Below are 25606 nucleotides of genomic sequence, written 5' to 3'. Positions count from 1 at the left end.
AAGGAAAGCAGGAAGCACTAATGATCCCGTTGCCTCTGGCCAGGATCGCCGAGATGACCTCGGGCGCCCTGTCGGGCATGGCCGATCCCCGCGCGGTGGTGCGCGGGCCCGTCGTGATCGACTCGCGGGCCGTAGAACCGGGATCCCTGTTCGTCGCCATCAAGGGCGCGCGGGTCGACGGTCACGACTTCGCCGCGCAGGCCGTCCGGGCCGGAGCCGTCGCCGTGCTGGCCACCAGGCCCGTCGAGGCGCCCGCCGTGATCGTGCCCGACGCCGCCGCCGCGCTCGCCGCGCTGGCCGCCGCGCAGGTCCGCATGCTCCCGAACGTCACCGTCATCGGCGTGACCGGCTCGGCCGGCAAGACCAGCACCAAAGACCTGCTGGCCCGGCTCACCGCCAGGGCCGGCGCCACCATCGCCCCCAAGGGCAGCTTCAACAACGAGCTGGGCCACCCGCTGACCGTGCTGCGCGCCGACCTCGACACCCGTTACATGGTGCTGGAGCTGGCCGCGCGCAACATCGGCCACATCAAGGAGCTGACCCGCATCGCGCCGCCGCGGATCGGCGTCGTGCTCAACGTCGGCACCGCGCACCTCGGCGTGTTCGGCGGCAAGGAGGCGATCGCCAAGGCCAAGGGCGAGCTGGTGGAGGCGCTGCCGCGGGCCGGCGTGGCGGTGCTCAACGCCGACGACCCGCTGGTGCGCGGCATGGCCTCCCGCACCGACGCGCGGGTCACCTACTACGGGCGCAGCGAGCAGGCCGCGATCAGGGCCGAGGGGGTCGTGGTGGACGTGCGCGGGCGCGCCTCGTTCACCCTGTGCACCCCGTCGGGCACCGCGCACGTGGCGCTGAAGCTCTACGGGGAGCACGCCGTCGAGAACGCGCTCGCCGCGGCGGCGGCCGCGTACGAGCTGGGCCTGCCGGTCGCCACGATCGCCGAGGAGCTGTCGGCGGCCACCCCGAGCAGCCGGTGGCGGATGGAGGTCACCGACCGGCCCGACGGCGTCACCGTGGTCAACGACGCCTACAACGCCAACCCCGACTCCATGAAGGCCGCCTTCTCGGCGTTCGAGGTGCTGGGCAAGGGGCGGCGGCGCTTCGCGGTCATCGCGGCGCTGCGGGAGCTCGGCGACGACGGGCCCGCGCTCAACACCGAGCTCGGCCGGCTGGCCGGCGGGGCGGGGCTGGCGGGGCTGATCATCGCGGGCCCTGACGCCGAGCCGGTCCTGGCGGGCGCCCACGAGGCGGCCCAGCGGGCCGCTCAGGCGGGCGGGCCCCCGGGAGGGCCGGGCGGCCCGGCGCCGGGGACGCGGATCGTGCACGTGCCCGACGCCGAGGCGGCGGCGGCCGAGCTGGCCGGGTGGCTGCGCCCCGGTGACGCGGTGCTGATCAAGGGACCGCGCGCCATGGGGCTGGAGCGCACGGCCGAGCTCGTGCTCGGAGGTGCCACCCAGTGAACAACATCATCATCGCCGGTGCGGTGGGCCTGATCCTCTCGATGCTGGGCACCCCGCTGGCGATCCGGCTGTTCTCGCGGCGCGGCATCGGCCAGAACGTCCGCGAGGAGGGCGTGCAGGCCCACCTCGGCAAGAAGGGCACGCCCACGATGGGCGGCATCGTCTTCGTGCTGGCCGCCCTGCTCGCCTACGGCGCCTCCCACCTGGCCATGCTGGAGCCCCCGACCGTGTCGGGCATGCTGGTGCTGTTCCTGATGACCGGGCTGGGCGCGGTCGGCTTCCTCGACGACTTCATCAAGATCTACAAGCAGCGCAGCCTCGGCCTGCGCAGCGGCGCCAAGGCGCTCGGCCAGCTCGTCGTCGGCGCGGTCTTCGCCGTCCTGGTGACCCGCCAGCCGAACGTGTACGGCATCACCCCCGCCGAGACCCGCGTGTCGTTCCTGCGCGACATCGGCCCGTCGATCGGCATCGTCGGGTTCACCATCTGGGTGCTCATCATGATCGTCGGGTTCTCCAACGCGGTGAACCTCACCGACGGTCTCGACGGCCTGGCCAGCGGCGCCACCGGCGCGGTGCTCGCGGCGTACGTGCTGATCGGCAACTGGCAGCTGCGCAACAACTGCATCGACCAGCTCGGCCCCAACTGCTACTGGGTGCGCGACCCCCTCGACCTGGCCGTGGTGGCCGCCGCCGTGCTGGGGGCGCTGATCGGGTTCCTGTGGTGGAACGCCCCGCCGGCCAAGATCTTCATGGGTGACACCGGGTCGCTGGCGCTGGGCGGCGTGCTGGCCGGGCTGGCCATCGCCACCCGTACGCAGCTGCTGCTGATCATCCTCGCCGGCCTGTGCGTGGTCATCACGCTGTCGGTCATCATCCAGGTCGGGTCGTTCAAGATGACCGGGAAGCGTGTGTTCAGAATGGCCCCCCTGCAGCATCACTTCGAGCTCAAGGGCTGGGCCGAGACCACGATCGTGGTCCGCTTCTGGCTGATCGCGATCCTGTGCGCGGCGCTCGGGCTGGGGCTGTTCTACGTGGAGTGGATGCCCAAGTAATGAGTTACACCTGTGTGGCCGGGCTCGGAGTGTCCGGCACCGCCGTGGCGAAGGTGCTGGCCGCGCGCGGCGAGCGGGTCGTGGTCGTCGAGGCGGCGGAGGGTGAGCGGCAGTTGGCCGCCGCGGCCGAGCTGGCCAGGATCGGCGTGGAGACCCGGTTCGGCGAGCCGGCCCTGCCCGAAGGGGTGACGCGGGTGGTCACCACCGGCTGGGCGCCGCACCACCCGCTGATCGCCGCCGCGCTGGAGGCCGGCGTCGAGGTCGTCGGCGAGGTGGAGCTGGCCTGGCGGCTGCGGCCCGAGCAGGCCGCCCCCTGGCTGGCGCTCACCGGCACCAACGGCAAGACCACCGCCGTCCGCATGCTCACCGCCATCCTCCAGGCCGACGGCCGCAAGGCCCTGGCCGTGGGGAACGTGGGCGTGCCCGTCGTGCAAGCCGTCGGCGAGCCGTACGACGTGCTGGCCGTCGAGCTGTCCAGCTTCCAGCTGCACTGGTCCGGCACGCTGGCCCCGCACGCCGCGGCCGTCCTCAACGTGGCGCCCGACCACCTCGACTGGCACGGCTCCATGGAGGCGTACGCCGCCGCCAAGGGCCGCATCTTCGAGCGCGCCGGCACCGTGATCTTCAACGCCGACGACCCCGAGTCCGCCCGGCTGGCCGCCCCCTACCCCGGCGCCGTCGGGTTCACCCTGCGCGTGCCCAAGCGCGGCGAGATCGGCGTGGTGGAGGACCTGCTGGTGGACCGGGCGTTCGTGGCCGACCCCGTCGAGGCGGCGGAGGAGCTCGCCACGCTGGCGGACATCCGGCCCTTCGCGCCGCACAACGTCGCCAACGCGCTGGCCGCCGCCGCCCTGGCCCGCTCGCTCGGCGTGCCCTCCGAGTCGGTCCGCCAGGGCCTGCGCGACTTCGTGCCCGACCCGCACCGGCTGGCCCACGTGGACCGGATCGGCGAGGTCGACTACGTCGACGACTCCAAGGCCACCAACCCGCACGCCGCCGCCGCGGCGCTGGCCTCGTACCCGTCGATCGTGTGGGTGGCGGGCGGCCAGCTCAAGGGCGCCGACGTCGACGACCTGGTACGCCAGGCCGCCCCCCGGCTGCGCGGCGCCGTGCTGCTCGGCGCCGATCGCGCCAGGATCGCCGAAGCCATCGCGCGACACGCGCCGAATGTCCCGCTCGTGGACATCCCGGATCGGGACACTGGTGCGATGGAAAAAGTCGTCACCGAAGCCGCGCGGCTGGCCTCCCCGGGAGACACCGTGCTGCTCTCCCCGGCGGGGGCTTCGCTCGACATGTTCGCGAACTATCCGGCGCGGGGGGAGGCCTTCGCGCGTGCCGTACGTGGCCTGAGGACGCGACACCATGAGCACGAGCGCTGAGAGCGCCCCGGGCGCGAACCCGCAGGGCTGGCTGCGCGAGCAGCTCGGCGCGCTGAAGGAGCTGCTCGACCGGCCGCTGACCACCTACTACCTGATCATCATGTGCAGCGCGCTGCTGCTCGCGCTCGGGCTGATGATGGTGCTGTCCGCCTCCAGCATCGAGGCGCTGCAAAAGACCGGCAGCCCGTTCTCGTGGTTCATCAAGCAGTCGCTGTCGGCCGCGGTCGGCGTGCCCGTCATGTACGTGTGCTCGCGCCTGCCCGTCAAGTTCTTCCGCTGGGCCGGCTACCCGCTCATGGCGCTGTCGATCATCGCGCTGGTCATGGTGCTGTTCATCGGCTCATCCGAGCTGGGCGCGCAGCGGTGGATCTACATCGGCCCGCTGACCATCCAGCCGTCCGAGCCGGCCAAGCTCGGGCTCGTGCTGTGGGGCGCCGACCTGCTGGCCAGGCGGGCGCGGCAGGGCCGCATCGAGTGGCGGCAGCTGCTGATCCCGCTCATGCCCGGCACCGCGATCCTGGCCGTCATGGTCATGCTCGGCCGCGACCTCGGCACCACGCTCGTCCTGTTCATGATCTTCCTGTCGCTGCTGTGGGTGGTGGGGGCGCCGGTCAAGCTGTTCGGCGGCATCATGGCGCTGGCGGTGCTGGCCGCGGTCATCATGATCAGGGTGGAGCCGTACCGGATGGCGCGCATCGGCGCCTTCCTCGACCCGTGGGCCGACGCGCAGGGCGCCGGCTACCAGGCCGTCCAGGGGCAGATCGCCATGGGCTCCGGGAGCTGGTTCGGGCTCGGGCTCGGCAGCAGCCGGCAGAAGTGGAGCTGGCTGCCCCACGGCGAGAGCGACTTCATCTTCGCCATCGTCGGCGAGGAGCTGGGGCTGATGGGCACGCTCATGGTCGTGGCCCTGTTCGGGCTGCTCGGCTACGCGGGCCTGCGCGTGGCCATCCGGGTCAACGACGCCTTCATCAGGCTCGCCGCCGCCGCCATGGTGGCCTGGATCGTCGGCCAGGCGACCGTCAACATGGGGGCCGTGCTCAGCGTGCTCCCGATCACCGGCATCCCCCTCCCGCTGGTCTCGTACGGCGGCTCCGCCCTGCTGCCCACGCTCGCCGCGCTCGGCATGCTGCTGTCGTTCGCCAAACGCGAGCCCGGCGCACGCGAGGCCTTGGCCGCTCGTGGCCCCGGACCGGCCGCCCGGGCCCTAAGCTGGCTTGGCCTGGGGGGTACGTCCAGAGGCCGAGCGACACGTTAGGGAGTGACCGAGATGAGGGTGGTCCTCGCCGGTGGGGGGACGGCCGGGCACATCGAGCCCGCGCTCGCCCTTGCGGACGCGCTGCGTCATCTAGACCGCAGCGTCGGCATCACCTGCGTGGGCACGGAGCGCGGCTTGGAGACGCGGCTCGTGCCTGCCAGGGGCTACGAGCTGGAGCTGGTGCCGGCCGTGCCGCTGCCCAGGGCGATCACTCCGAGCCTGCTCACCGTGCCGGGCCGGCTCGCCGGGGCGATCAACGCCACCGCGGCGATCCTCGACCGGGTCAAGGCCGACGTCCTCGTCGGCTTCGGCGGCTACGTCGCCACCCCCGCCTACCTGGCGGCCAAGCGGCGCGGCGTGCCGATCGTCGTCCACGAGGCCAACCCGCGCCCCGGCCTGGCCAACCGGCTCGGCGCCCGGCTGACCGACCACGTCTTCAGCGGGTTCCCCGACGCCGCGCTGCCCAAGGCCGAGTTCATCGGCACGCCGCTGCGGCGCGAGATCGTCACGCTCGACCGGCTGTCCACCGGCGACAAGGCGCGCTCCTGGTTCGGGCTGGAGAACGACCGGCCGACGCTGCTGGTGTTCGGCGGCTCGCAGGGCGCGAGGTCGATCAACGAGGCCGCGCTCGCCGCCGCCCCCGCGCTGCGCCGGGCCGGCATCCAGGTGCTGCACGTGCTGGGCCCGAAGAACACGGTCGAGCACGAGCCGCCGCCCGGCGACCCCCAGTACGTCCTGCTGCCCTACGTCGACCGGATGGACCTCGCCTACGCCGCCGCCGACCTGGCCCTGTGCCGCAGCGGCGCGCTGAGCTGCGCGGAGCTGACCGCGGTCGGGCTGCCCGCCGCCTACGTCCCGCTGCCCTACGGCAACGGCGAGCAGCGGCTCAACGCCGAGCGCATCGCCGCGGGCGGCGGCGGCCTGCTGGTCGACGACGCCCAGCTGTCACCCGAATGGATCATCCACAACCTGCTGCCCATCCTCCGCGACCCCGAGCGGGTCGCCGTCATGTCGGAGGCCGCCTCCAGACTGGGGAGGAAGGACGCCGATATCATGCTTGCCAGGAAAGTGTTGGAGATAGCCCGATGAGTCTCGTGAAGCTGGTCGACCCCGTGTCCGTCGAAGAGTTGGGGCGGGTGCACTTCATCGGCATCGGCGGCGCCGGCATGTCGGGCATCGCCCGCATCCTGCTCAAGCGCGGCGTGCGGGTGACCGGCAGCGACGCGCGCAGCTCCGAGCTGATCACCGAGCTGCGCGAGCTGGGCGCCACCGTGCACATCGGCCACGCCGCCTCCCACATCAGAGACGTCGACACCGTGGTCGTCTCCACCGCCATCCGCGACTCCAACCCCGAGCTGGGCGAGGCGCTCAAGCAGGGGCTGCGCATCATCCCGCGGGCCGCCGCGCTGGCCTCCGTCATGGCCGGGCGCACCGCCGTCGCCATCGCCGGCACCCACGGCAAGACCACCACCACCTCCATGCTCACCGTCGCGCTGCAGAAGTGCGGCGCCGACCCGTCCTACTGCGTGGGCGGCCAGCTCGTCACCACCGGGCTCGGCGCCGACGACGGGCAGGGCCGGATGTTCGTCGCCGAGGCCGACGAGAGCGACGGCTCCTTCCTCATGCTCGCCCCCGACATCGCCGTCGTCACCAACGTCGAGGCCGACCACCTCGACAACTACGGCGACCCGCGCGCCGTCCACGACAGCTTCGCGCGCTTCGCCGACCGGGTCGGCTCGCTGCTCATCGCCTGCGCCGACGACCCCGGCGCGGCCGAGGTGGCGCGGCGGGCCAGGGAGCGCGGGCTGCGCGTCAAGACCTACGGCCTCCAGGGCGACGACTACCGCGTGTCCGGCGTCCGGCCCGACGGGTTCGGCACCGTCTTCGCCATCGAGGGCCGGGGGGAGGTGCGGCTGGCCGTCCCCGGGGCCCACAACGCGCTCAACGCCACCGCGGTGATCGCCGTGGCCGACGAGCTGGGGCTGCCGTTCGAGGAGATCAGGGAGGGCCTCGGGGCCTTCACCGGGGCCAAGCGGCGCTTCGAGGCCAAGGGCGAGGCCGGGGGCATCGCCGTGTTCGACAGCTACGCCCACCACCCGACCGAGCTGACCGCCGACCTCAAGGCGGCGCGCGACGTCGTGGCGTCCTACTCCGGCACCGGGCGGGTCATCGCGATCTTCCAGCCGCACCTCTACTCGCGCACCCGGTTCTTCGCCGACGAGTTCGGCGCGGCGCTCGGGCTGGCCGACGAGGCCATCGTCCTCGACGTGTACGGGGCCAGGGAGGATCCCGAGCCCGGGGTGTCGGGGGCCATGGTCGCGGGGCGGGTGCCGCTGCCGCCGGAGCGGGTCGCGTACGCGCCGGACCGGTCGGCGGTGCCGGGGCTGGTGGCCGAGCGGGCCCGGCCCGGTGACATCGTGCTGACGATGGGGGCGGGGGACGTGACCGAGCTGGGGCCGCAGATCGTGGCCCGCCTGTCCTGACGCCCCGACGCCGGCCCGCTCGGCTCCTGACGCCGGCCTGCCGCCCCCCGGCGCCCGCCCGCCGCGCTCTCGACGTCGGCCTGCCGCGTCCCCGGCGCCCGCCCGCCGGGCCCTCGACGCAGGTCCGCCGGGTGCTCGGCTGCGGGCGCCGGAGGGCCACGCCTCTCCGGCGCGCCACCCCTCGAAGGACCTCAGCCCCGTGCGGTGGCGCGGGCGGCGCTGGACGGCGAGGGGTGCGCTGCGGCGGCGACCCGGACGGTGGGGTGTTTGGGCGTGGCGCGCGGGTGTAGGGCCGCGTGTCGGCGTAGGTTCGGTGCCGACATGAGCCGCATGTGGTGGGGAGGGCGATGAAGGCGCGCACGGCGTTCCTGGTGCTGCTGACGGCAGGGGTGGTGGGATCGGCCGCGTGGCTGGTGTTCTTCTCGCCCGTGCTCGGCGTACGCTCGATCGAGATCGTGGGAAATCTCACAGTCCCCAGCGAGCGCATCGAGCAGCAGGCCGGCGTGGCGGATCTGCATCCCCTCGCCACCGTGAACCTCGCCGACGTCCAGACCCGCGTCCTCGGCATCAGACAGCTCGCCTCCGCCAAGGTCGACCGGATCTGGCCGGGCACGCTCAGGATCGAGGTGGTCGAGCGCGAGCCGGTCGCCGCCGTCCCGGCGGGCGACAAGGTGGCGATCGTCGACGGCCAGGGCGTGGTGATCGAGCTGAGGCAGACGGCCCCGCCCATGCTGCCGCTGCTCAAGGTGGACCGCCCGCAGCAGGGCGACCCCGCCATGATGGCGGCGCTCAAGGTCGTGCAGGCGGTGCCCGACGAGGTGGCGGCCAAGGTCAGGCAGGTACGCGCGGGCACCGCCGAGGGTGTCACGCTGGTGCTGTCGGACGGCCGTACCGTGCTGTGGGGCGGCCCCGACCGTCCCGAGGAGAAGGGCCGCATCCTGAGCACGCTGCTGAAGCGCGAAAGGTCGGCCACGATGTACGACGTCAGCTCGCCCGACGTGGTGACCCTGAAGTGATCGTGATCGTCAGGGTCTGGCAACTCAGCGGCAAGGGCATCGCCGAGCCTGTGCGAGGCGGGGGTCGCGGCGTGAGAGCCTGTAAGCCGGACTTTCGGCGAAGGAGGGCCGCCACCAGGCGAGACTGCGGAGCGAAACGGACAGCCCGCGACACGCCGGACGTGCTTGCGGCGCGGTTAGTTGACCCGCCTGGAGCGTAACTCCTACTGTCCGTATCAATCCTCAGGTTGACATAAATCTAAATCTCAACCTGAGGTTGAGAGTTACCCGAACTAACAAAAAGCGGAGACAATCCGCACCGAAATGGCAAGTCAACGAGCGGAAAGGCCCCTCGTCGTGGCAGCACCGCAGAACTACCTCGCGGTCATCAAGGTCGTCGGCATCGGCGGCGGCGGAGTCAACGCCGTCAACCGGATGATCGAGGAGGGACTCAAGGGCGTCGAGTTCATCGCGATAAACACCGACGCCCAGGCGCTGCTGATGAGTGACGCCGATGTGAAACTCGACGTGGGCCGCGAGCTCACGCGCGGACTGGGCGCGGGCGCCAACCCCGACGTCGGCCGGAAGGCGGCCGAGGACCACCGTGAGGAGATCGAGGAGGTCCTCAAGGGGGCCGACATGGTCTTCGTCACGGCGGGTGAGGGCGGCGGCACCGGCACGGGCGGCGCCCCCGTCGTGGCCAACATCGCCAGATCGCTCGGCGCGCTCACCATCGGTGTCGTGACCCGGCCGTTCAGCTTCGAAGGGCGGCGCCGGGCCTCGCAGGCGGAAGCGGGCATCGAGACGCTGCGCGACGAGGTCGACACCCTCATCGTGATCCCCAACGACCGGCTGCTGTCGATCTCTGACCGGCAGGTGAGCGTGCTCGACGCGTTCAAGGCCGCCGACCAGGTGCTGCTGTCGGGTGTGCAGGGCATCACCGACCTCATCACCACCCCCGGTCTGATCAACCTCGACTTCGCCGACGTCAAGTCGGTCATGTCGGGCGCCGGCTCCGCCCTCATGGGCATCGGCCACGCCCGCGGCGACGACCGCTCGGTGGCGGCGGCCGAGATGGCGGTCTCCAGCCCGCTGCTGGAGGCCAGCATCGACGGCGCGCACGGCGTGCTGCTGTCGATCGCCGGCGGCTCCGACCTCGGCCTGTTCGAGATCAACGAGGCGGCCCAGCTCGTCTCCATGGCCGCCGCGCCCGACGCCAACATCATCTTCGGTACGGTCATCGACGACGCCCTCGGCGACGAGGTGCGCGTGACCGTGATCGCGGCCGGCTTCGACGACGTGCCAGGCCCGGCGGAGAAGCAGGCGCCACGCCCGATGGGCCGCGCGCCCGCGCAGCCGTCCGCGCCCGCTCCTGCGTCGCCTCCGCGGCCCAGCGCGGCCGCCCCGAGCATCAAGTCCGAGCCGCCCGCGCCGCGCCCTGAGCCGCGTCCTGAGCCCCGTCCCGAGCCTCGTGCGGACTTCCGGCCCGAGCCGCGCCCCGAGCCCCGCCCTGAGCCGCGTCCTGAGCCGCGCGCGGACTTCAGGCCGGAGCCGCGTGCCGAGTTCAGGCCCGAGCCGCCCCGCCCCGAGCCGGTGCGCCCCGTCGAGCCGGTGCGAGACACGCCGCGCGAGCCGCTGCGCGAGGCCGTGCGCGACACCGGGCGTGACTCCGTGCGCGACTCCGGGCCCGGTGACGACCCGGCCGACGAGCCGTCGGGCCCCGTCTCGATCCCCCGGCCCGCGCCCGAGCCCGCCAACCCGCCCACGCCCATCACCTCCCGCATGTCGGAGCCGCCCAAACGTCCTCGAGTGATCTTCGAGGAGCAGGAAGAGGAACTCGACGTTCCCGACTTCCTCAAGTAGCCGTCAAGTAGCCGCGCCTGACGCCGCTCCCCCCAGGGACCACGGGAGCGGCGCCGTCGTGCGTACGTCGAGCACGGTGTGCTTACGTCAAGCGCGGTGTGCGTACGTGAAGCACGGTGTGCGTCCGTGATGCCGGCGAGGACACCTGAGTGAGGGGGAGAGGCACGTGAGAAGGGACGAGATCGCGGCCGGTCTCGCCGAGGTCGACGCGCGCATCACCGAGGCGTGCCACGCGGTGGGGCGCGACCGGGGCGAGGTCACGCTGATCGCCGTCACCAAGACCCGACCGGCCGAGGACGTCCGCGTCCTGGCCGAGCTGGGCGTGCGCGACGTCGGCGAGAACCGCGACCAGGAGGCCGCCGTCAAGGCGCGCGAGCTCGCCGACCTGCCGCTCACCTGGCACTTCGTCGGCCAGCTGCAGACCAACAAGGTCCGCTCCGTGGTCGGGTACGCCGACGTGATCCACTCCGTCGACCGCCTCAGGCTGGTGGAGGCCATCAGCAAGGAGGCGGTGCGCCAGGGCCGCAGGATCGGCTGCCTGGTGCAGATCGCCCTCGACGACGACCCGGCCAGAGGCGGGGTGCGCCCCGCCGACCTGCTGGAGCTCGCCGACGAGGTGGCGCTGGCCGAAGGGGTGTGGCTCGGCGGCGTCATGGCGGTCGCGCCCCTGGGGGAGGACCCCGCCAAGGCGTTCGCCCGGCTGCGCGACCTCGCGCTGCGCCTCCAGGAGCAGCACCCCCGGGCCACCATGATCTCGGCGGGGATGAGCGAGGATCTCGCCGAGGCCATCGCCTACGGCGCGACACACGTACGGGTCGGTACGGCGTTGCTCGGTCGTCGCAAGCCCTTCGTCAGGTAATGTCCCCTCAAGTGGGTCTTCAGGCCCATGACCAAGTAGAGGTCGAGCAGCGGTGAGCTCCAAGGGGGTACGGCTACCGCCTCGGACACGGCGACGGGCCCGAGCGAGTGCGACCATGAGCAGGAGGACGACGTAGCGATGGCCGGCGCGATGCGCAAGATGGCGGTCTACCTCGGTCTCGTGGAGGACGACCGCTACGAGAGGTACGAGACCTACACCGACGACTACCCCTACGACGACGACGTGCAGCGGCCCGGCGAGGAACGCGCCGTCGCGGTCCAGGAACGCGAGGACGAGCCCGACGCGGGGGTCCCCGCACCGAGGCCCACCACGACCATCGTCGAACGCCGTACGACCGATCTGGCCCGCATCACCACCCTGCACCCCCGCACGTACAACGAGGCCCGGACGATCGGCGAGCACTTCCGCGACGGCACCCCGGTGATCATGAACCTGACCGAGATGGTTGACAGCGACGCCAAGCGGCTTGTGGATTTCGCGGCAGGTCTGGTCTTTGGCCTACACGGCAGCATTGAACGTGTTACCAACAAGGTGTTCCTGTTGTCCCCTGCCAATGTCGAGGTGACTGCCGAGGACAAGGCTCGAATCGCGGAACGCGGGTTCTTCAACCAGAGTTAGAGTCTCTGTATGCCTATCGGACCCAACCCGGTCTCACCGAGGCCGGGAGGGCACATCAGAAGTGGAGGCGCGGCCGGGCCGTGGAGATCATCGGTGGGATCTTGGTCGTTGTCCTGTCTCTCTATTTGGTGCTGCTCATCGGCAGGATGATCTTTGAGACGGTGCAGGCTTTCGCCCGCCAGTGGCGGCCTTCCGGCGTCGTCCTGGTGCTGGCGGAGGCCACCTACACCGCGACCGACCCACCCCTCAAGTTCCTCCGCCGTTTCATTCCTCCGCTCCGGTTGGGTACGGTGGCCTTTGACCTAAGCTTCACTGTCCTGTTCATCGTGGTCCTGATCTTGATCCAGATCGCCGGGACCCTGCGATGACCGGGCCGGTGAGGCGCCGGTCGTGATCCAACTCGTGTCCGCGCTGAAGTGATTCGGGTTACCGTCCTCCGGACAGACTCCAAGCGCGCCAAGGAGACCAAAAAATGCCGCTGACGCCCGCTGATGTGCGGAACAAGCAGTTCAGTACCACCCGGCTCCGGCCGGGCTACGACGAGGAAGAGGTCGACGCCTTCCTCGACGAGGTGGAGGCTGAGCTCGACCGCCTGATCCAAGAGAACGAGGAGCTCCGCGCGAAGCTGGCCGAGTGCCTGCGCGGGAAGGTACCGGGCGGCATGAACATGCCCATGGCCTCCGCCCCGATCCAGGAGCAGCCCAAGCCCGAGATGATGGCGCCGCCGCAGCCGGAGCCCATGCGGGCCCCCGAGCCGCCGCCGGTGCAGCAGCAGCCGCCGGTCCCCGTGGCGATGAGCATGCCTCCCGCCGAGGACAACATGGACACCGCGGCCCGCGTGCTCGCGCTCGCCCAGCAGACCGCCGACCAGGCGATCGCCGACGCCCGCCGCGAGGCGGACGAGACCGTCACCCGCGCCCGCCGCGAGGCCGACGAGATCCTCACCAAGGCCCGCCGCCAGGCCGAGCAGGTCATCGGCGACGCCCGCGCCCGCGCCGAGACGCTCGAGCGCGACGCCCAGGAGCGCCACCGCCAGGCCATGGGCTCGCTGGTCCAGACCCGCGACGAGCTCGAGCGCAAGGTCGAGGAGCTGCGCAGCTTCGAGCGCGAATACCGCAGCCGGCTCAAGCTCTACCTGGAGAACCAGCTGGCCGAGCTCAACGTCTCCGCCGAGGGCAGCGGGGGGTTCCCGGTCATGTCCGGTGGTCCGCAGGGTCAGGCTCCCGCCATGTCGCACGCCGTGCCGCAGGGCGGCCAGCCGCCTCTCCCCGGTGGCCCGAGCCCGTTCGGCGGCGAGGCACCGCAGGGCGCCTTCCCCGGCAGTGACGGTCCGCACAACGACCGCCGGTAGAGTAAAGGGTCACTAGGACCTGTCACTCGAAAGAGCCCCCTGTGATCCTTATCAGTGCTGGTTTGGTGCTCGCGGCAGTGGTTCTGCTGATCGCGGGCTTCGTACTGGCGAAGCCGTTCCTGATCATGTGGTCCATCGTGGTCAGCGTGCTGTCCGCGCTGTTCCTGGTGATCGGGGCTTTCCTGCGGCGCAACGAGCTTTTTCCCGGAGGTGGGCAGGCCGCTGCGCCGGCCACCCCCCCGAAGGGGCTCACGCCGCCCGCGCCGCCGTACAACCAGACCGGTCCGATGGCTCACCAGCAGCATCCGCAGCCACGGCAACATCCGCAGGCGCCTCCCCACGCGCCGCAGCGGACGGCGACCGCACCGGCCCCCGGTCCGCGCCGTCCCGCGCCGGGCGGCATCTCGCCGGACGCGATCGTGCTGGTGATCCCCGGACGCAAGCGCTACCACGTGCCCGGCTGCAGGCAGCTGATCGGCCGGGATCACGAGGAGCTCACCTACGAAGAGGCACGCGAGGAGGGCTTCACGCCCTGCACGGCGTGCCTGCCGGACGCAGCGCTCGGCGGACGGCAGCTCCCACCTGCCGCCGACCCCGAGCCCGCCGTCACCGCCGGCCCCGCCGACGTTCCCACGGCGAGCAGGGCCGAAAGCTCCGCGGAGACCCGCGACGTACGTCCGCCGGTCGCCCCGCCGAAGCCCGACACGAAGGCTTCCACCCCCAGCCCGGAGCCTGCCGCCTCCCACGAGGAAGGCGCCACCGGGTGGTTCGGCCGATCCCCCGCCGCCCCCGCGGCCGGCCAGGCCAAGACCTCCTCGTCCGCCGCCCCCGAGCCCGGCTCGGACGACGAGCAGGCGGACGACGCACAGACTTCCTACTTCCGGCCGCCGCCCTTCGCGCGCAAGGCCGGCCCTTCCGCCGGCGAGCCCGCCTCCGACGAGACGGAGACCTCCCCGGCCAACGCCCGCCCGACCGCCAAGCCCTCCCGCCCCGCCCCCACCGGTCCCGAGCAGCCTGGAACGAAGCCCGCAACCGGCCCGAAGCCTGCAACCGGCCCCAAGCCCGAGGCCCGGCCCGGTCAGGCCCCGTCGTCCGGCCAGACGTCCTCCGGCCAGACCGCCGGCACGCCTGAGCAGCCCGGTGGCAAGCCGACGCAGACTGGCGGCAAGGCCGGGCAGTCCGGCGACAGGCCAGGCCAGGCCGGTGGCAAGCCCGAGCAGCCGGCCGGCAAGTCCGAGCAGCCGGGTGGCAAGCCGACGCAGACCGGCAGTGCCGCCGCGCCGCGGCCCGGTGCGGCGGGCAAGCCGGGGCAGGCGGGCGGCAAGCCCCAGACACCCGACGGCAAGCCGCACACCTCCGGCGCCAAGCCTGAGACGTCCGCCGACGCCAAGCCGCAGACCTCCGGTGGCAAGCCTCGGACATCCGCCGACGCCAAGACCGCGAGCCCCGGTGAGCAGCCGCAGAGCCCGGCCGGCCGGCCGCAGCCGTCCGGCGGCAAGGGCGAGCGGGCCGGTGGCCCGGCCGGGGTGGCGTCCGGGGTGGCCGCGTGGCGGGTCGACGACGATGACGTGTCGGGGCCCGACACGGCGCCGCAGCCGCGAGTGACCGCGTCCGGCATGCCGGTGTCCGAGACGTCGTCCGGAGAGTCGGCCACCAAGCGCCCGTCCGGCCGTACGGAGGAGCCGCCCGCGCCGGGGGAGACCGTGGTGCTGCACGAGCGGCCCGCGTCCTCGGCCGAGTCGACCGCCAAGCCCAAGGGCCCGCTGCCCCCGGGCGCTCCCGCCAAGCCGTCCAAGCCCGCGACCGCTCCGGGATCGTCCGCACCTGGAAAGCCCAAGTCCAGCATGTCCGAGCCCGGGAAGACCGAGCCCGGGAAGACCGTGCCCGAGCGCCCGCCCGCGCCCAAGGCCGGTGTCTCCAAGGGGGAGCCGCCGAAGGGCGCGGCTACCGGAAAGCCGGGTGACGAGCCTGCCAAGGACGATAAGGGCGAACGGCAGGGCACGGTGAAGGTCATCGTCGGCACCCGCCGCTACCACAGCACCGCCTGCCCGTTGATCCGCGGCGCGGGCGAGACCGGCGTGGAGACGATGACGCTCGCCGCCGCCGAGGCGGCCGGGCTGACCAGCTGCTCGGTGTGCCAGCACGACCGCGAGACGGTCAGCTGAGCCCACGACCTGAGATCCACCACCAAGGCCCCCAGCATCATGCTGGGGGCCTTTCGGCATTCCGGCCTGGGGGAAGGGGGCGGCGGGTTCCTGCTGGGGCGCGGGCCCCGCGGTATGGGCCCCGCGGTGTGGGCCCCGCGGTGTGGGCCCCGCGGTGTGGGTCACGCGGGGTACGAGCTTCGCTGGGAAGGCACCGGAGGGAGTGCACAGGGCGCGGAGAGCGAGGGAGCGGGGCGCTGGGCCCGGGTGCTGCGGCTGTACGGCTGCCGGAGCGCAGGTGTGCGAAGCGCATGAGGGCGGCGCGAATGAGGTGCTCGGAGGTGTGAGAGTGCGGGCGTCGCACACGAAGGTGCAAGGGGATGAGGCGCTGCACGCCCTGGACGCCCTGGGCGCGCTGAGTGCGGGCGGGTGTGGTGGCGCGCGGCCACGGGTGGGGCCCACAGGGTGCCGTGGCACAGCGGCGCGCGAGCACAGGGCGCGTGGGCACAGGCGCACTCGTGCGGGCCGGACGAGGTGGGGCACCCGCACGCCCTCACGCGCCATGCCCATGCGCGTCCCATGCCCCCAGCATCCTCGTGCGCCCCAGAGTGGCGGGCATGGTGCGCGAGGGTGTGAGGGGGTGGGGGGTCGGCTACCGGCCGGTGGCAGTGGTCGTGGCTGGGCGAAGCAGGACGATGAGCGCAGGCAGCGGGAACAGCAGCAGGAACAGGTTGGGCAGCCACCAGGTGAGGGTGAAGTCGCCGCGCAGCGCCCAGAAGGCGATGGCTTGGAGGCCGGCGGTGCTGGTCAGGGTGAGGGACACCGTCATCAGGGGGCGCGGCGAGGACGTGGTGCACAGGGTTGCCAGGCCGGTCAGGCTCGCGGCCAGGTCGAGCAGGACGAACGAGGCGTTCCAGTCGGTCAGGATCGGGTTGGTGTAGTCCTGGTAGGCCAGCTCGGGCGGGATGAGGCCGGCGAACACCACCGCCCAGTACAGCAGGAGCCCGACGTCGGTGATCAGCATGGCGACTTTCGTCGCGCCCAGGATGCGGTTCACGGGCGGTTCGTCCCGTCCTGGAGGTTGGTCCCGTCCTGGAGCATGGCGGTCAGTCGCGCGCGAACCTGGCGGTGCAGGTCGTCGCGAGGCGGCGCGAGGTTCAGCAGGCGCGCCAGCCACCAGCCGTCGACGGCCAGCCGGACGAGGTAGGCCGTGCTCGGATCGAGGCCGTCGTCGGCGAGCCTGTCCTGCCAGGCCTCGTACTGGCGCCGGAACGACGCCAGCACCTCCGGGCCGCCGGACAGGGCGGCGAGCAGAGCCACCGCTACCTGGTCGGAGTGCGCTTGGGCAGGGACGTCGGTGTCGGGAATGGTGGCGTCCAGCCAGGCTCGGGTGAAGGCCCCGGGCGGTGATCCCGGCGGTGGCAGCTCGGCCTGGAAGCGTTTCACCTGCCGGTCGAGCACACCCTCCAGCAGGGCCTGCTTGGACCTGAAGTGATGGAGCAGGCCGCCCTTGCTGACTCCGGCCTTCGCCGCGACCGCATCGAGCCGGATCGCATCCGCGCCTCCGGCGATCAGCATGTGCTCGACACAGTCCAGAATTCGATCTCGCATCGTTCCTCTTCGTCGTGCATGACCAAGGTGCCGACCGTCTAGACGGTCGGTACCTTAGTGGCTCAGGCGTGCGGTTGTCCAAGGGGAGGGAAGTCTGCGGGGTCCAGCTCGTGCGTCCGGCCCAACTTGGCTCCGTTCTGCGTCCGGAGCTGTACGTCGGCATGGGGCACCGGGCACGGCGGCGCGCAGGCGCGGGGCGCGCTGTGCGCAGGCGGGGCGTCGGCGTGAGACGGGCGAGGGGGCGGGTGGTTGACGGGTGGGGTGGGGGGCGGTAACGTACCCCACCCCTAGCGACGCCTTTCGGAGCTGCGGGTGGGGGTTCGACACCCACCGGCTCTCTGGAGGCTCTTCGATGTCCAGCCGTTCGCCGTTCAAGCGGCGCGATTTCCGGCTGCTCCTGTTCGGGCAGACCACCGCCCAGCTCGGTACGCAGGTCAGCGGCGTGGCGGTGCCGTTGCTGGCCGTTGTGACCCTTGATGCCTCACCCCTGCAGCTCGGCCTGATCACGGCTTCCGGGACGGTCGCGTTCGCGGTGATCGGGCTGCCGGCCGGGGCGTGGGTCGATCGGTGGCGGCGGCGGCGGCCCGTGCTCGTGGGGGCCGATCTGGCTCGCGCGGTGGTGCTGGCCACGGTGCCGCTCGCCGCCATGTTCGAGGTGCTGGGCATCTGGCAGCTCGTGGTCGTCTCGCTGCTGGCCGGGGTTGCCAGGGTGTTCTTCGATGTGGGGTACCAGAGTTATCTGCCGTCCGTGGTGGGGCGGGAGGGTCTGCTCGCGGGGAACTCGGCGATGGAGAGCATCCGGGCGGGTGGGCAGGTGGCGGGGCCGGGGGCCGGTGGGTGGGCCGTGAGTGTGCTGGGCGCGGCGAACGTGGTGCTCGTTCAGGCGGTCACGTTCGCTGCGTCGGCCGTCTCGTTGCTGGCCATCAAGGCCCGTGAGCCGGCGCCGGTTCCCGCCGCATCGGCGTCGGCGGGGCTGGGCGCCGAGATCAGGGAAGGGCTGGTGTTCGTTCTCAGGACGCCGGTGCTGCGGGCGACGGCGATCACCAGTGCCGCCGGGAACTTCGCCTTCGCGCTCGCGTCGGCGGTGAGCTTCGTGTTCATGGTCCGCACGCTCGGCCTGTCGCCCACCGGCATCGGGCTCGTGCTCGCCGCCGGCTCCGTCGCCGCCCTGGCGGGTGCGGCCCTCACGCCGCTGCTCGCGCGCCGTGCGGGGTCGGCGAGGGTGATCTGGCTGGCCCTGGCCGTGACGGGGCCCGTCGCGATGCTCAGCCCCCTGGCGGGGCGGGGCTGGGCGGTGGGGCTGCTCGTGGTCGGGACGGCGGCGGGGGAGCTGGGGCAGATCGTGTACGCGGTCACGAACGTCAGCCTGCGCCAGCGGCTGTGCCCGGAGCGGATGCTGGGCCGGGTCAACGCCACCATGCGGTTCCTCATGATGGGGCTGTTCCCCCTGGGCGCCCTGCTGGGCGGGGTGCTGGGGGAGGTGGCGGGGGCGCGGCAGACCCTGTGGGTGGCGGCGGTCGTCGTGCTGCTGTCGCCGCTGCCGGTGTACGCGGCTCTGCGGGGCGTGAAGGATGTCGAGGATCTGGACGGGGCCCCGCGGGGTGTGCGGGACGTCGAGGGCCTGGGCGGGGAGGGGGCGCCGGAGGGTGCCCCCTCCCCGGGGTCGGTCAGGCGCGGCGGAGCTGGAAGGTGAGGCCGAGGTCGGCGTCCGTGTGGGACGGGAGGTCCGCGGCGGTGCCCTCCGCGATGGTGGTCGCCAGGACCTCCTCGCCCACCACGTGACCCTGCGTGCGCAGCGCGGCGGCGAGGTCGTCGGAGGTGGCGCTCCACCACAGGTCGATCCGGTCGGTGATGGACAGGCCGGTCGACTTGCGGGCCTCCTGGACGAGGCGGATGACCTCGCGCAGCAGGCCGGCGCGGCGCAGCTCGTCGGTCAGCTCCAGGTCGAGCGCGATCGTCTCGCCGGTGCCGGTGCCGATGGCGCCGGTCTCGACGGCCCAGCCGGAGCGGGGCTGCTCGTTGACGATCACCTCGTCGGGGCCGAGCATGACCTCGCCGAGCTCGTCGGCCTCCACCATGACGGTGGCGCCCGAGCGCAGGGCACGGGCGACGCGGGCGGCGTCGGCGGCGGTGACGGCGGCCGCCACGAGCTTGGTCTGCGAGCCGAAGCGCTTGCCCAGGGCGCGGAAGTTCGGCTTGATCGTGTAGGACACGAGGTCGGCGCTGAAGCCGGACATGTCCTCCAGTGCCTGGACGTTCAGCTCGTCGGCGACGAGGCCGCGCAGCTCGTCGGGCAGCGACGGCCAGCCGTGCGCGCCGACCAGGGCCCGGCGCAGCGGCTGGCGGGTCTTGACGCCCGAGGAGGCGCGGGCCGAGCGGCCCAGCTCCACCAGGCGCCGCACGAGGGCCATCTGGTCCGACAGCGCCGGGTCGAGCAGGTCCGCGCGCACCTCGGGCCACGTGGCGAGGTGGACCGAGGAGGGCGCGCCGGCCGGGCGCAGGACGTCCCACAGGTAGTCGGTGACGAACGGCGTGATCGGCGCCATCAGCCGCAGCACCGTCTCCAGGCACTCGTACAGGGTCGCGAACGCGTCCGGGGAGCCCTGCCAGAAGCGGCGGCGCGAGCGGCGGACGTACCAGTTGGACAGGTCGTCGAGGAAGTCGGCCAGGCGGCGGCCGGCCCGCTGGGTGTCGTACTCGTCGAGCGCCGAGGTGACCTCGGCCACCGTGCGGTGCAGCTCGGCCAGCGCCCAGCGGTCGAGCAGCGGGCGCTGCGCCGCCGGCGCGGCCTCGGCGAGCTTGTCCGGGGACCAGGACTCGGCGTTGGCGTAGAGGGTGAAGAACGACGAGGTGTTCCACAGGGTCAGCAGGACCTTGCGGACGATCTCCTCCAGCGTGGTGTGGCCCACCCGGCGGGCCGCCCACGGCGAGCCGGAGCAGGCCATGAACCAGCGCAGCGCGTCGGCCCCGTGCTGGTCCATCAGCGGGATCGGCTCGAGGATGTTGCCTAGGTGCTTGCTCATCTTGCGGCCGTCCTCGGCCAGGATGAGGCCGAGGCACAGCACGTTCCGGAAGGACGACTGGCCGAAGACGAGCGTGCCGACGGCCATCATCGAGTAGAACCAGCCGCGCGTCTGGTCGGTGGCCTCGCAGATGAAGTCGGCCGGGTAGACGTCCGGCTTGCCGCGCTCGCCCCACTGGGCGAACGGCATGGAGCCCGAGTCGTACCAGGCGTCGATGACGTCGGGCACGCGCGTGGCCAGGGCGCCGCACGACGGGCAGTCGAAGGTGACGTCGTCGACGTACGGGCGGTGCGGGTCGAGGGCCGAGACGTCGCGGCCGGCCAGCGTGCCCAGCTCCTCCAGCGACCCGACGCACGTCACGTGCGACTCGTCCTCGGAGCACACCCACAGCGGCAGCGGCGTGCCCCAGTAGCGCGAGCGCGACAGCGACCAGTCGACGTTGCCGCGCAGCCACTCGCCGAACCGGCCCCACTTGATCGTTTCGGGGAACCAGTTGGTGTCGGCGTTCTCGGACAGCATCTGGTCCTTGATCGCGGTGGTGCGGATGTACCAGGAGGGCAGGGCGTAGTAGAGCAGCGCCGTGTGGCAGCGCCAGCAGTGCGGGTAGCTGTGCTCGAAGTGGCCGCCGCGGTAGAGCAGGCCGCGCGCCCGCAGGTCCTCGGTCAGCTCCTCGTCGGCGTCCTTGAAGAACGTCCCGCCGACCATGGGCACGTCGTCGAGGAAGCGGCCGTCGGGGCCGATCGGGTTGACGACCGGCATCTCGTACTTCCTGATCACGGCCATGTCGTCGGCGCCGAAGGCGGGCGCCTGGTGGACCAGGCCGGTGCCGTCCTCGACGGTCACGTAGTCGCCGAGCACGACGTAGTGGGCGCCCGGGATGTCGACCAGGTCGAACGGGCGCGTGTAGGTGGTGTGCTCCAGCTCGCGGCCGGTGAAGCGGGCCACCTCGGTGGCGCCCTCGCCGAGCACCGACAGCAGCGGCTCGGCCACGACGAGGACCTCGCCGTCGGCGGTGCGGGCGGCGACGTAGGTGACGTCGGGGTGCACGGCCACGGCGGTGTTGGAGACGAGCGTCCACGGCGTGGTCGTCCAGATGAGCAGCGCGGCGCCGAGCTCGGCCAGCGGGCCGGAGGTGGCGGGCATGCGGACGTAGACCGACGGGCTGGAGACGGTCTCGTAGGCGCCGGGCTGGCCCAGCTCGTGGTCGGACAGGCCGGTGCCGCAACGCGGGCAGTAGGGCGTGATGCGGAAGTCGCGGAACAGCAGGCCCTTGTCGAAGACGACCTTCAGCGACCACCACACGGACTCGACGTAGGACGGGTCCATCGTGCGGTAGGCCTGGGACAGGTCGATCCAGTAGCCCATCCGCTCGGTCATCTGCTCGAAGGCGTCGACGTGCCGCAGCACCGACTCGCGGCACTTGGCGTTGAACTCGGCGATGCCGTACGTCTCGATGTCGCGCTTGCCCGACAGGCCCAGCTCCCGCTCGACGCCCACCTCGACGGGCAGGCCGTGGCAGTCCCAGCCCGCCTTGCGGGGCACGCTGAAGCCGCGCATCGACTTGTAGCGGGGGAACAGGTCCTTGAAGACGCGGGCCTCGACGTGGTGCACGCCGGGCAGGCCGTTGGCGGTGGGCGGGCCCTCGTAGAAGACCCAGGCGGGGTTGCCCGCGTTCTGCTCGACGGAACGCTCGAAGATCTTCCCGTCCCGCCAGCGGTCGAGGACCTCGCGCTCGAGCGCGGGCAGGTCGACCTGCGCGGGAAGAGAGCGGAATGATGGGGAAGACATCTCGGGCGCGACCTCCACGCTTGATCAAACGACTGGGCTTGACGCGTGAAGGGACGAAGCCTGGCGGCTCCGCGGTACCACCCTTCTTGACCCCGCGCGGGGCGGGGCCCTCTTCATTTTGGGCTGCTGCCGGGTCTAATGAGCTCTCGGGAGAGCCGTTCTTCCGGCGGCTCCGGGGTGATATCCCTCACAGTGGGGCCCCATCAACGCCTTGCAGTCTCAAACCATAACGCAGAGTGGAGGCGAAGGCTTCCTTGTTTTCCTGGTGGCGCCCCGTCCCCCGATCAGCGACCGGTACGCAAGTCGTCAACGGCGCAAAGATGTGGGAATGGACGCCGCTGGGGAGGAGTTGAATGCGCGAGGCGGGATAGTACGGGGGAGGTAAACCGTCCGGCGGGTCGTTTGCCGTTCCGTTATCTGGATCCTAAGCTGCCCGCACCATTTACGGCCTTGATCAGCAATGGAGGCAGCCATGGCGGCAGTCACGCAGACCGCGACACCCTCGATGTGGTCGGAAGAGGAGCTGGCCGAGGTACGCGGCAGGCTCCAGACGGAGATCGACGAGCTCGAGGCGGACATCCTCCGCCACGAGTCGGAGATAGCCTCTGGGGACGTGACCCAGGGCGCGGGCGACGACCAGGCCGACGCCGGCGCCAAGACGTACGAGCGCGAACGCGAGATCGCCCTTACCCTGAATGCGCGCGATCTGGTCGCGCAGAACGAACGTGCGATCGCCAGGATCGACGCAGGGACCTATGGAGTGTGCGAATCGTGCCACAAGCCGATCGGCAAGGAACGCCTCCAGGCGTTCCCGAGGGCGACGCTGTGCGTGACCTGCAAGCAGAAGGAGGAGCGCCGGTAACGGGCTCCCCCGCCACGGGCACGGGAGGCGCGGCGGGCAGGCCCCGCCGGCGCCTCTTCGCCGTTCTCGTGGCGCTGGCGGCCGTGATCTACGCGGCTGACCTGGCCACCAAGACGGTGGTGCTGCGGTCGCTGGAGGGTGAGCCGCCGCTGGTCGTCATCCCGGGCGTGCTGCAGTTCAGGGTGATCTTCAACTCGGGTGCCGCGTTCAGCATCGGCACCGGGATGACGTTCATCTTCACCTTCATCGCGGCGGGTGTCGTCGTGGCGATCGTGCGCACGGCGCGCAAGCTCGGCAGCCGGTCCTGGGCGGTCACGCTCGGCCTGCTGCTGGGCGGCGCGACGGGCAACCTCACCGACCGGCTGCTGCGCTACCCGTCGGGGTTCGGGCGCTCCACGCAGCTCCAGGGGCACGTGGTCGACTTCATCGAGGTGCTGCCGGGCAACTTCCCGGTCATCGACTACTTCCCGGTCTTCAACATCGCCGACTCGGCGATCGTCTGCGGCGGCATCCTGGCGGTCATCCTGGCCTGGCGCAACGTGCAGATCGACGGGTCGAGGGAGGTGAGCGGCAATGACTGAGCAGCGCAGCCTGCCGGTGCCCGACGGGCTGGAGGGCGAGCGGCTCGACGCCGCCCTCTCGCGGCTGTTCGGCTTCTCCCGCACCCGCGCGGCCGAGCTGATCACGGCCGGCGAGGTGCTCGTGGACGGCCGCCAGCCGGCCAAGTCGGACCGGGTGCACGCGGGCGCGTGGCTGGACGTCACGCTGCCGCCGCCGGTCAGCACGCCCATGCCGGTGGCCGAGCCGGTGCCGGGCATGTCCATCGTGTACGAGGACGACGACATCATCGTGGTCAACAAGCCCATCGGCGTGGCCGCCCACCCCACCGTCGGCTGGACCGGCCCCACGGTGATCGGCGGGCTGCTCGGCGCCGGGCACACGATCGCCACCAGCGGCGCCGCCGAGCGCCAGGGCATCGTGCATCGGCTCGACGCCAACACCACGGGCGCCATGGTGGTGGCGAAGAGCGAGCACGCCTACTCCCACCTCAAGCGGGCCTTCAAGGAGCGCACGGTCGACAAGCGCTACCACGCGCTGGTGCAGGGCCATCCCGACCCGTTCAGGGGCACGGTCGACGCGCCCATCGACCGGCACCCGTCGGGCGACGGCCGCTTCGCGGTGGTGGCCGGGGGCAAGCCGTCCGTCACGCACTACGACACGGTGGAGGCGTTCAGGGCGGCGTCGCTGCTGGACATCAAGCTGGAGACGGGGCGTACGCACCAGATCCGGGTGCACATGTCGGCGCTGCGCCACCCGTGCGTCGGCGACCTGCTGTACGGCGCCGACCCGACGCTGGCGGCCCGGCTGGGCGTCACGCGGCAGTGGTTGCACGCGGTCGCGCTCGGCTTCGAGCACCCCTCGACGGGGGAGTGGATGTCGTTCAGCACCGACTACCCGCAGGACCTGCAGAAGGCGCTCGACATCGTGCGCGAGGAGTCCTAGCCGCTCAGGCGGACTTCTTCTTCTTGCCCTTGCCGAGCGCCCGGCCGTTGCCCGTGCCCTCGATCTGGCCGGGGGCCCGGCCGGTGGCCTCCTCCTTGGTCTTGGTCGGCTTCGGCTCCTTGGTGGGGGTCTTCTTCTTCGCCGTGGGCGACGGGCTGCGCGGCTGCTGCTCGCGCGTCGGCGGCGGGGTGCTGCTGGTCCTCGCCTCGTGGGACTGCGGCCGGGACTGGGGCGGAGACGGCGGCCCGGAGGGGGACGGGGCGGTGCTCTCCGGCCGGGTGGTCTTCAGCTCCGGGGTGGGCGACTCGTACACGGTCGTCTTCTCGGTGGTCACCACGGCGGGCACAGGGCTGGGGGTGACCGGCTGCCGCGGTCGCTGCGACCACCAGGCCGCGCCCCCGGTGACCAGCCCGACGGCCAGCGCGCCGCCGACGATCGCGGCCAGCGGCAGCAGCCGCCGCCGCGGGCGCCGGTGACCCGCCGGGACGGTGACGGGGCCGGTCCGCTCGGGCGCGGCGCCGGTCAGGATCGCGGTCAGCCGCCGCTCCGCCTCCTCCAGCGACATGCGCTCGGCCGGGTCCTTGCGCAGCAGCCCGAGCAGGACGGGGGCGAGCACGCCCGCGCGGGCCAGCGGCCGGGGCTCGGCGTGCATGACGGCGCCCAGCGTGGCCAGGGCGGTGTCCCGCTGGAAGGGGGAGTGGCCCTCGACGGCCAGGTAGAGCGTCACGCCCACCGACCACAGGTCCGAGGCGGGCGTGGCCCGGCCGCCGGCGGCCCGCTCCGGCGCCATGAACGCGGGGGTGCCGACCAGGATGCCCGTCCTCGTGACCGGCGCCTCATCCTCAGTGGTGGCGATGCCGAAGTCGGTCAGGACCGCGCGGCCGTCCTGCGACAGCAGCACGTTGTCGGGCTTGACGTCGCGGTGCAGCACCCCGGCCGCGTGCGCCGCGCGCAGCGCCTCCAGGAGCTGTAACCCGATGCCCGCCGCCTGCGCGGGCGGCATCGGACCCTCCTCGCGGATCAGCGCGCCCAGCGTGCGCGACTGCACGAGCTGCATGACGATCCAGGGGTGACCGCGCTCCTCCAGGACGTCATAGACGGTGGCCACGCCGGGATGCGCCACCCGGCCCGCCGCCCTGGCCTCGCGGAAGGTCCGTACGGCGAACTCCTCGCGCTCAGGGCCGCTCATGTTGGGAGGGGGAAGCACCTCCTTGACGGCCACGTCCCGGCCGAGCACCTCGTCGTGGGCATGCCACACCATGCCCATGCCGCCCTTTCCGATGGTCCTGAGCAGCCGATAACGCCCACCGACCACCAACCCTACTGAATCGGACATGCACGG

The 25606-nt window shown here is 72.2% G+C and carries 21 protein-coding genes; 17 read left to right on the top strand and 4 right to left on the bottom strand.

What is annotated here, in order from left to right; all coding sequences use genetic code 11:
• Positions 1-20 precede the first annotated feature (20 nt).
• The 13 genes from HCN51_RS49575 to HCN51_RS49515 all read left to right on the top strand — a co-directional run bounded on the left by HCN51_RS49575 (position 21) and on the right by HCN51_RS49515 (position 15498).
• The gene (locus HCN51_RS49575; protein WP_168019426.1) at positions 21-1457 is read left to right on the top strand and encodes a UDP-N-acetylmuramoyl-tripeptide--D-alanyl-D-alanine ligase; all 1437 of its coding nucleotides are present in this window, start codon (positions 21-23) and stop codon (positions 1455-1457) included.
• On the top strand, positions 1454-2509 hold the full coding sequence (mraY, locus tag HCN51_RS49570) for a phospho-N-acetylmuramoyl-pentapeptide-transferase (protein WP_168019424.1): 1056 nt from the start codon (positions 1454-1456) through the stop codon (positions 2507-2509). The genes HCN51_RS49575 and mraY overlap by 4 nt, the downstream gene beginning before the upstream one ends.
• On the top strand, positions 2509-3888 hold the full coding sequence (murD, locus tag HCN51_RS49565) for a UDP-N-acetylmuramoyl-L-alanine--D-glutamate ligase (protein ID WP_168019422.1): 1380 nt from the start codon (positions 2509-2511) through the stop codon (positions 3886-3888). Before mraY ends, murD begins: the two co-directional genes overlap by 1 nt.
• The gene (gene ftsW / locus HCN51_RS49560) at positions 3872-5143 is read left to right on the top strand and encodes a putative lipid II flippase FtsW (protein WP_080041060.1); all 1272 of its coding nucleotides are present in this window, start codon (positions 3872-3874) and stop codon (positions 5141-5143) included. Before murD ends, ftsW begins: the two co-directional genes overlap by 17 nt.
• A gap of 12 nt (positions 5144-5155) precedes the next feature.
• Positions 5156-6232 (top strand): undecaprenyldiphospho-muramoylpentapeptide beta-N-acetylglucosaminyltransferase, encoded by a 1077-nt coding sequence (murG, locus tag HCN51_RS49555; protein WP_168019413.1) that lies wholly within the window; start codon positions 5156-5158, stop codon positions 6230-6232.
• The gene (gene murC / locus HCN51_RS49550) at positions 6229-7626 is read left to right on the top strand and encodes a UDP-N-acetylmuramate--L-alanine ligase (RefSeq protein ID WP_080041059.1); all 1398 of its coding nucleotides are present in this window, start codon (positions 6229-6231) and stop codon (positions 7624-7626) included. The genes murG and murC overlap by 4 nt, the downstream gene beginning before the upstream one ends.
• A 347-nt stretch (positions 7627-7973) precedes the next feature.
• On the top strand, positions 7974-8642 hold the full coding sequence (locus HCN51_RS49545) for a cell division protein FtsQ/DivIB (protein ID WP_080041058.1): 669 nt from the start codon (positions 7974-7976) through the stop codon (positions 8640-8642).
• Positions 8643-8978: 336 nt separating this feature from the next.
• Positions 8979-10484: a cell division protein FtsZ gene (ftsZ, locus tag HCN51_RS49540; protein ID WP_346434083.1), complete on the top strand. Its 1506-nt coding sequence runs from the start codon at positions 8979-8981 to the stop codon at positions 10482-10484.
• Between the two features lie 166 nt (positions 10485-10650).
• Positions 10651-11343 carry a YggS family pyridoxal phosphate-dependent enzyme gene (locus HCN51_RS49535; protein WP_080041056.1) on the top strand — a complete coding sequence of 231 codons (693 nt, stop codon included), beginning with the start codon at positions 10651-10653 and terminating at the stop codon, positions 11341-11343.
• Positions 11344-11481: 138 nt separating this feature from the next.
• A complete protein-coding gene (locus tag HCN51_RS49530; protein WP_168019411.1) occupies positions 11482-11982 on the top strand; it encodes a cell division protein SepF in 501 nt (166 codons plus the stop codon).
• Positions 11983-12062: 80 nt separating this feature from the next.
• Positions 12063-12350: a YggT family protein gene (locus HCN51_RS49525; protein ID WP_080041054.1), complete on the top strand. Its 288-nt coding sequence runs from the start codon at positions 12063-12065 to the stop codon at positions 12348-12350.
• A gap of 104 nt (positions 12351-12454) precedes the next feature.
• A complete protein-coding gene (locus tag HCN51_RS49520; RefSeq protein ID WP_168019402.1) occupies positions 12455-13333 on the top strand; it encodes a DivIVA domain-containing protein in 879 nt (292 codons plus the stop codon).
• Between the two features lie 77 nt (positions 13334-13410).
• The gene (locus HCN51_RS49515; RefSeq protein ID WP_168019400.1) at positions 13411-15498 is read left to right on the top strand and encodes a hypothetical protein; all 2088 of its coding nucleotides are present in this window, start codon (positions 13411-13413) and stop codon (positions 15496-15498) included.
• 631 nt (positions 15499-16129) lie between these two features.
• Here HCN51_RS49515 and HCN51_RS49510 read toward each other — a convergent pair.
• Positions 16130-16534 (bottom strand): DUF5360 family protein, encoded by a 405-nt coding sequence (locus HCN51_RS49510; RefSeq protein WP_206068806.1) that lies wholly within the window; start codon positions 16532-16534, stop codon positions 16130-16132.
• Positions 16531-17088 (bottom strand): TetR/AcrR family transcriptional regulator, encoded by a 558-nt coding sequence (locus HCN51_RS49505; protein ID WP_168019398.1) that lies wholly within the window; start codon positions 17086-17088, stop codon positions 16531-16533. The genes HCN51_RS49510 and HCN51_RS49505 overlap by 4 nt, the downstream gene beginning before the upstream one ends.
• A gap of 352 nt (positions 17089-17440) precedes the next feature.
• Between HCN51_RS49505 and HCN51_RS49500 the strand changes: the two genes are divergently transcribed.
• The gene (locus HCN51_RS49500; protein ID WP_168019388.1) at positions 17441-18781 is read left to right on the top strand and encodes an MFS transporter; all 1341 of its coding nucleotides are present in this window, start codon (positions 17441-17443) and stop codon (positions 18779-18781) included.
• Here HCN51_RS49500 and ileS read toward each other — a convergent pair.
• Positions 18756-21899, bottom strand: coding sequence for an isoleucine--tRNA ligase (ileS, locus tag HCN51_RS49495; RefSeq protein WP_168019386.1), 3144 nt, complete (start codon positions 21897-21899; stop codon positions 18756-18758). The two genes, HCN51_RS49500 and ileS, sit on opposite strands and share 26 nt — an antisense overlap.
• Before the next feature lie 472 nt (positions 21900-22371).
• Here ileS and HCN51_RS49490 point away from each other — a divergent pair, with 472 nt between their 5' ends.
• The 3 genes from HCN51_RS49490 to HCN51_RS49480 all read left to right on the top strand — a co-directional run bounded on the left by HCN51_RS49490 (position 22372) and on the right by HCN51_RS49480 (position 24264).
• Positions 22372-22761 (top strand): TraR/DksA family transcriptional regulator, encoded by a 390-nt coding sequence (locus HCN51_RS49490; RefSeq protein WP_186405017.1) that lies wholly within the window; start codon positions 22372-22374, stop codon positions 22759-22761.
• Positions 22762-22829: 68 nt separating this feature from the next.
• On the top strand, positions 22830-23342 hold the full coding sequence (gene lspA, locus HCN51_RS49485) for a signal peptidase II (RefSeq protein ID WP_346434084.1): 513 nt from the start codon (positions 22830-22832) through the stop codon (positions 23340-23342).
• A complete protein-coding gene (locus tag HCN51_RS49480) occupies positions 23335-24264 on the top strand; it encodes an RluA family pseudouridine synthase (protein ID WP_168019367.1) in 930 nt (309 codons plus the stop codon). Before lspA ends, HCN51_RS49480 begins: the two co-directional genes overlap by 8 nt.
• 4 nt (positions 24265-24268) lie before the next feature.
• Here the strand turns inward: HCN51_RS49480 and HCN51_RS58595 are convergent, their stop codons facing one another.
• Positions 24269-25600, bottom strand: a complete 1332-nt coding sequence (locus HCN51_RS58595) for a serine/threonine-protein kinase (RefSeq protein WP_206068805.1) — start codon at positions 25598-25600, stop codon at positions 24269-24271.
• Positions 25601-25606: the final 6 nt, after the last annotated feature.

The organism is Nonomuraea composti, from assembly GCF_012034275.1.
Taxonomy (GTDB): Bacteria; Actinomycetota; Actinomycetes; order Streptosporangiales; family Streptosporangiaceae; genus Nonomuraea; species Nonomuraea composti.
This window is presented reverse-complemented; position numbering and strand designations above follow the sequence as displayed.

Coding starts and splice junctions, on each gene's coding strand:
- murC (WP_080041059.1), top strand. CDS start 6,229: ATGAGTCTCGTGAAGCTGGTCGACCCCGTGTCCGTCGAAGAGTTGGGG.
- HCN51_RS49530 (WP_168019411.1), top strand. CDS start 11,482: ATGGCCGGCGCGATGCGCAAGATGGCGGTCTACCTCGGTCTCGTGGAG.
- murG (WP_168019413.1), top strand. CDS start 5,156: ATGAGGGTGGTCCTCGCCGGTGGGGGGACGGCCGGGCACATCGAGCCC.
- ileS (WP_168019386.1), bottom strand. CDS start 21,899: ATGTCTTCCCCATCATTCCGCTCTCTTCCCGCGCAGGTCGACCTGCCC.
- HCN51_RS49500 (WP_168019388.1), top strand. CDS start 17,441: ATGTCCAGCCGTTCGCCGTTCAAGCGGCGCGATTTCCGGCTGCTCCTG.
- HCN51_RS49490 (WP_186405017.1), top strand. CDS start 22,372: ATGGCGGCAGTCACGCAGACCGCGACACCCTCGATGTGGTCGGAAGAG.
- HCN51_RS49545 (WP_080041058.1), top strand. CDS start 7,974: ATGAAGGCGCGCACGGCGTTCCTGGTGCTGCTGACGGCAGGGGTGGTG.
- murD (WP_168019422.1), top strand. CDS start 2,509: ATGAGTTACACCTGTGTGGCCGGGCTCGGAGTGTCCGGCACCGCCGTG.
- HCN51_RS49520 (WP_168019402.1), top strand. CDS start 12,455: ATGCCGCTGACGCCCGCTGATGTGCGGAACAAGCAGTTCAGTACCACC.
- ftsW (WP_080041060.1), top strand. CDS start 3,872: ATGAGCACGAGCGCTGAGAGCGCCCCGGGCGCGAACCCGCAGGGCTGG.
- HCN51_RS49575 (WP_168019426.1), top strand. CDS start 21: ATGATCCCGTTGCCTCTGGCCAGGATCGCCGAGATGACCTCGGGCGCC.
- HCN51_RS58595 (WP_206068805.1), bottom strand. CDS start 25,600: ATGTCCGATTCAGTAGGGTTGGTGGTCGGTGGGCGTTATCGGCTGCTC.
- HCN51_RS49480 (WP_168019367.1), top strand. CDS start 23,335: ATGACTGAGCAGCGCAGCCTGCCGGTGCCCGACGGGCTGGAGGGCGAG.
- HCN51_RS49505 (WP_168019398.1), bottom strand. CDS start 17,088: ATGCGAGATCGAATTCTGGACTGTGTCGAGCACATGCTGATCGCCGGA.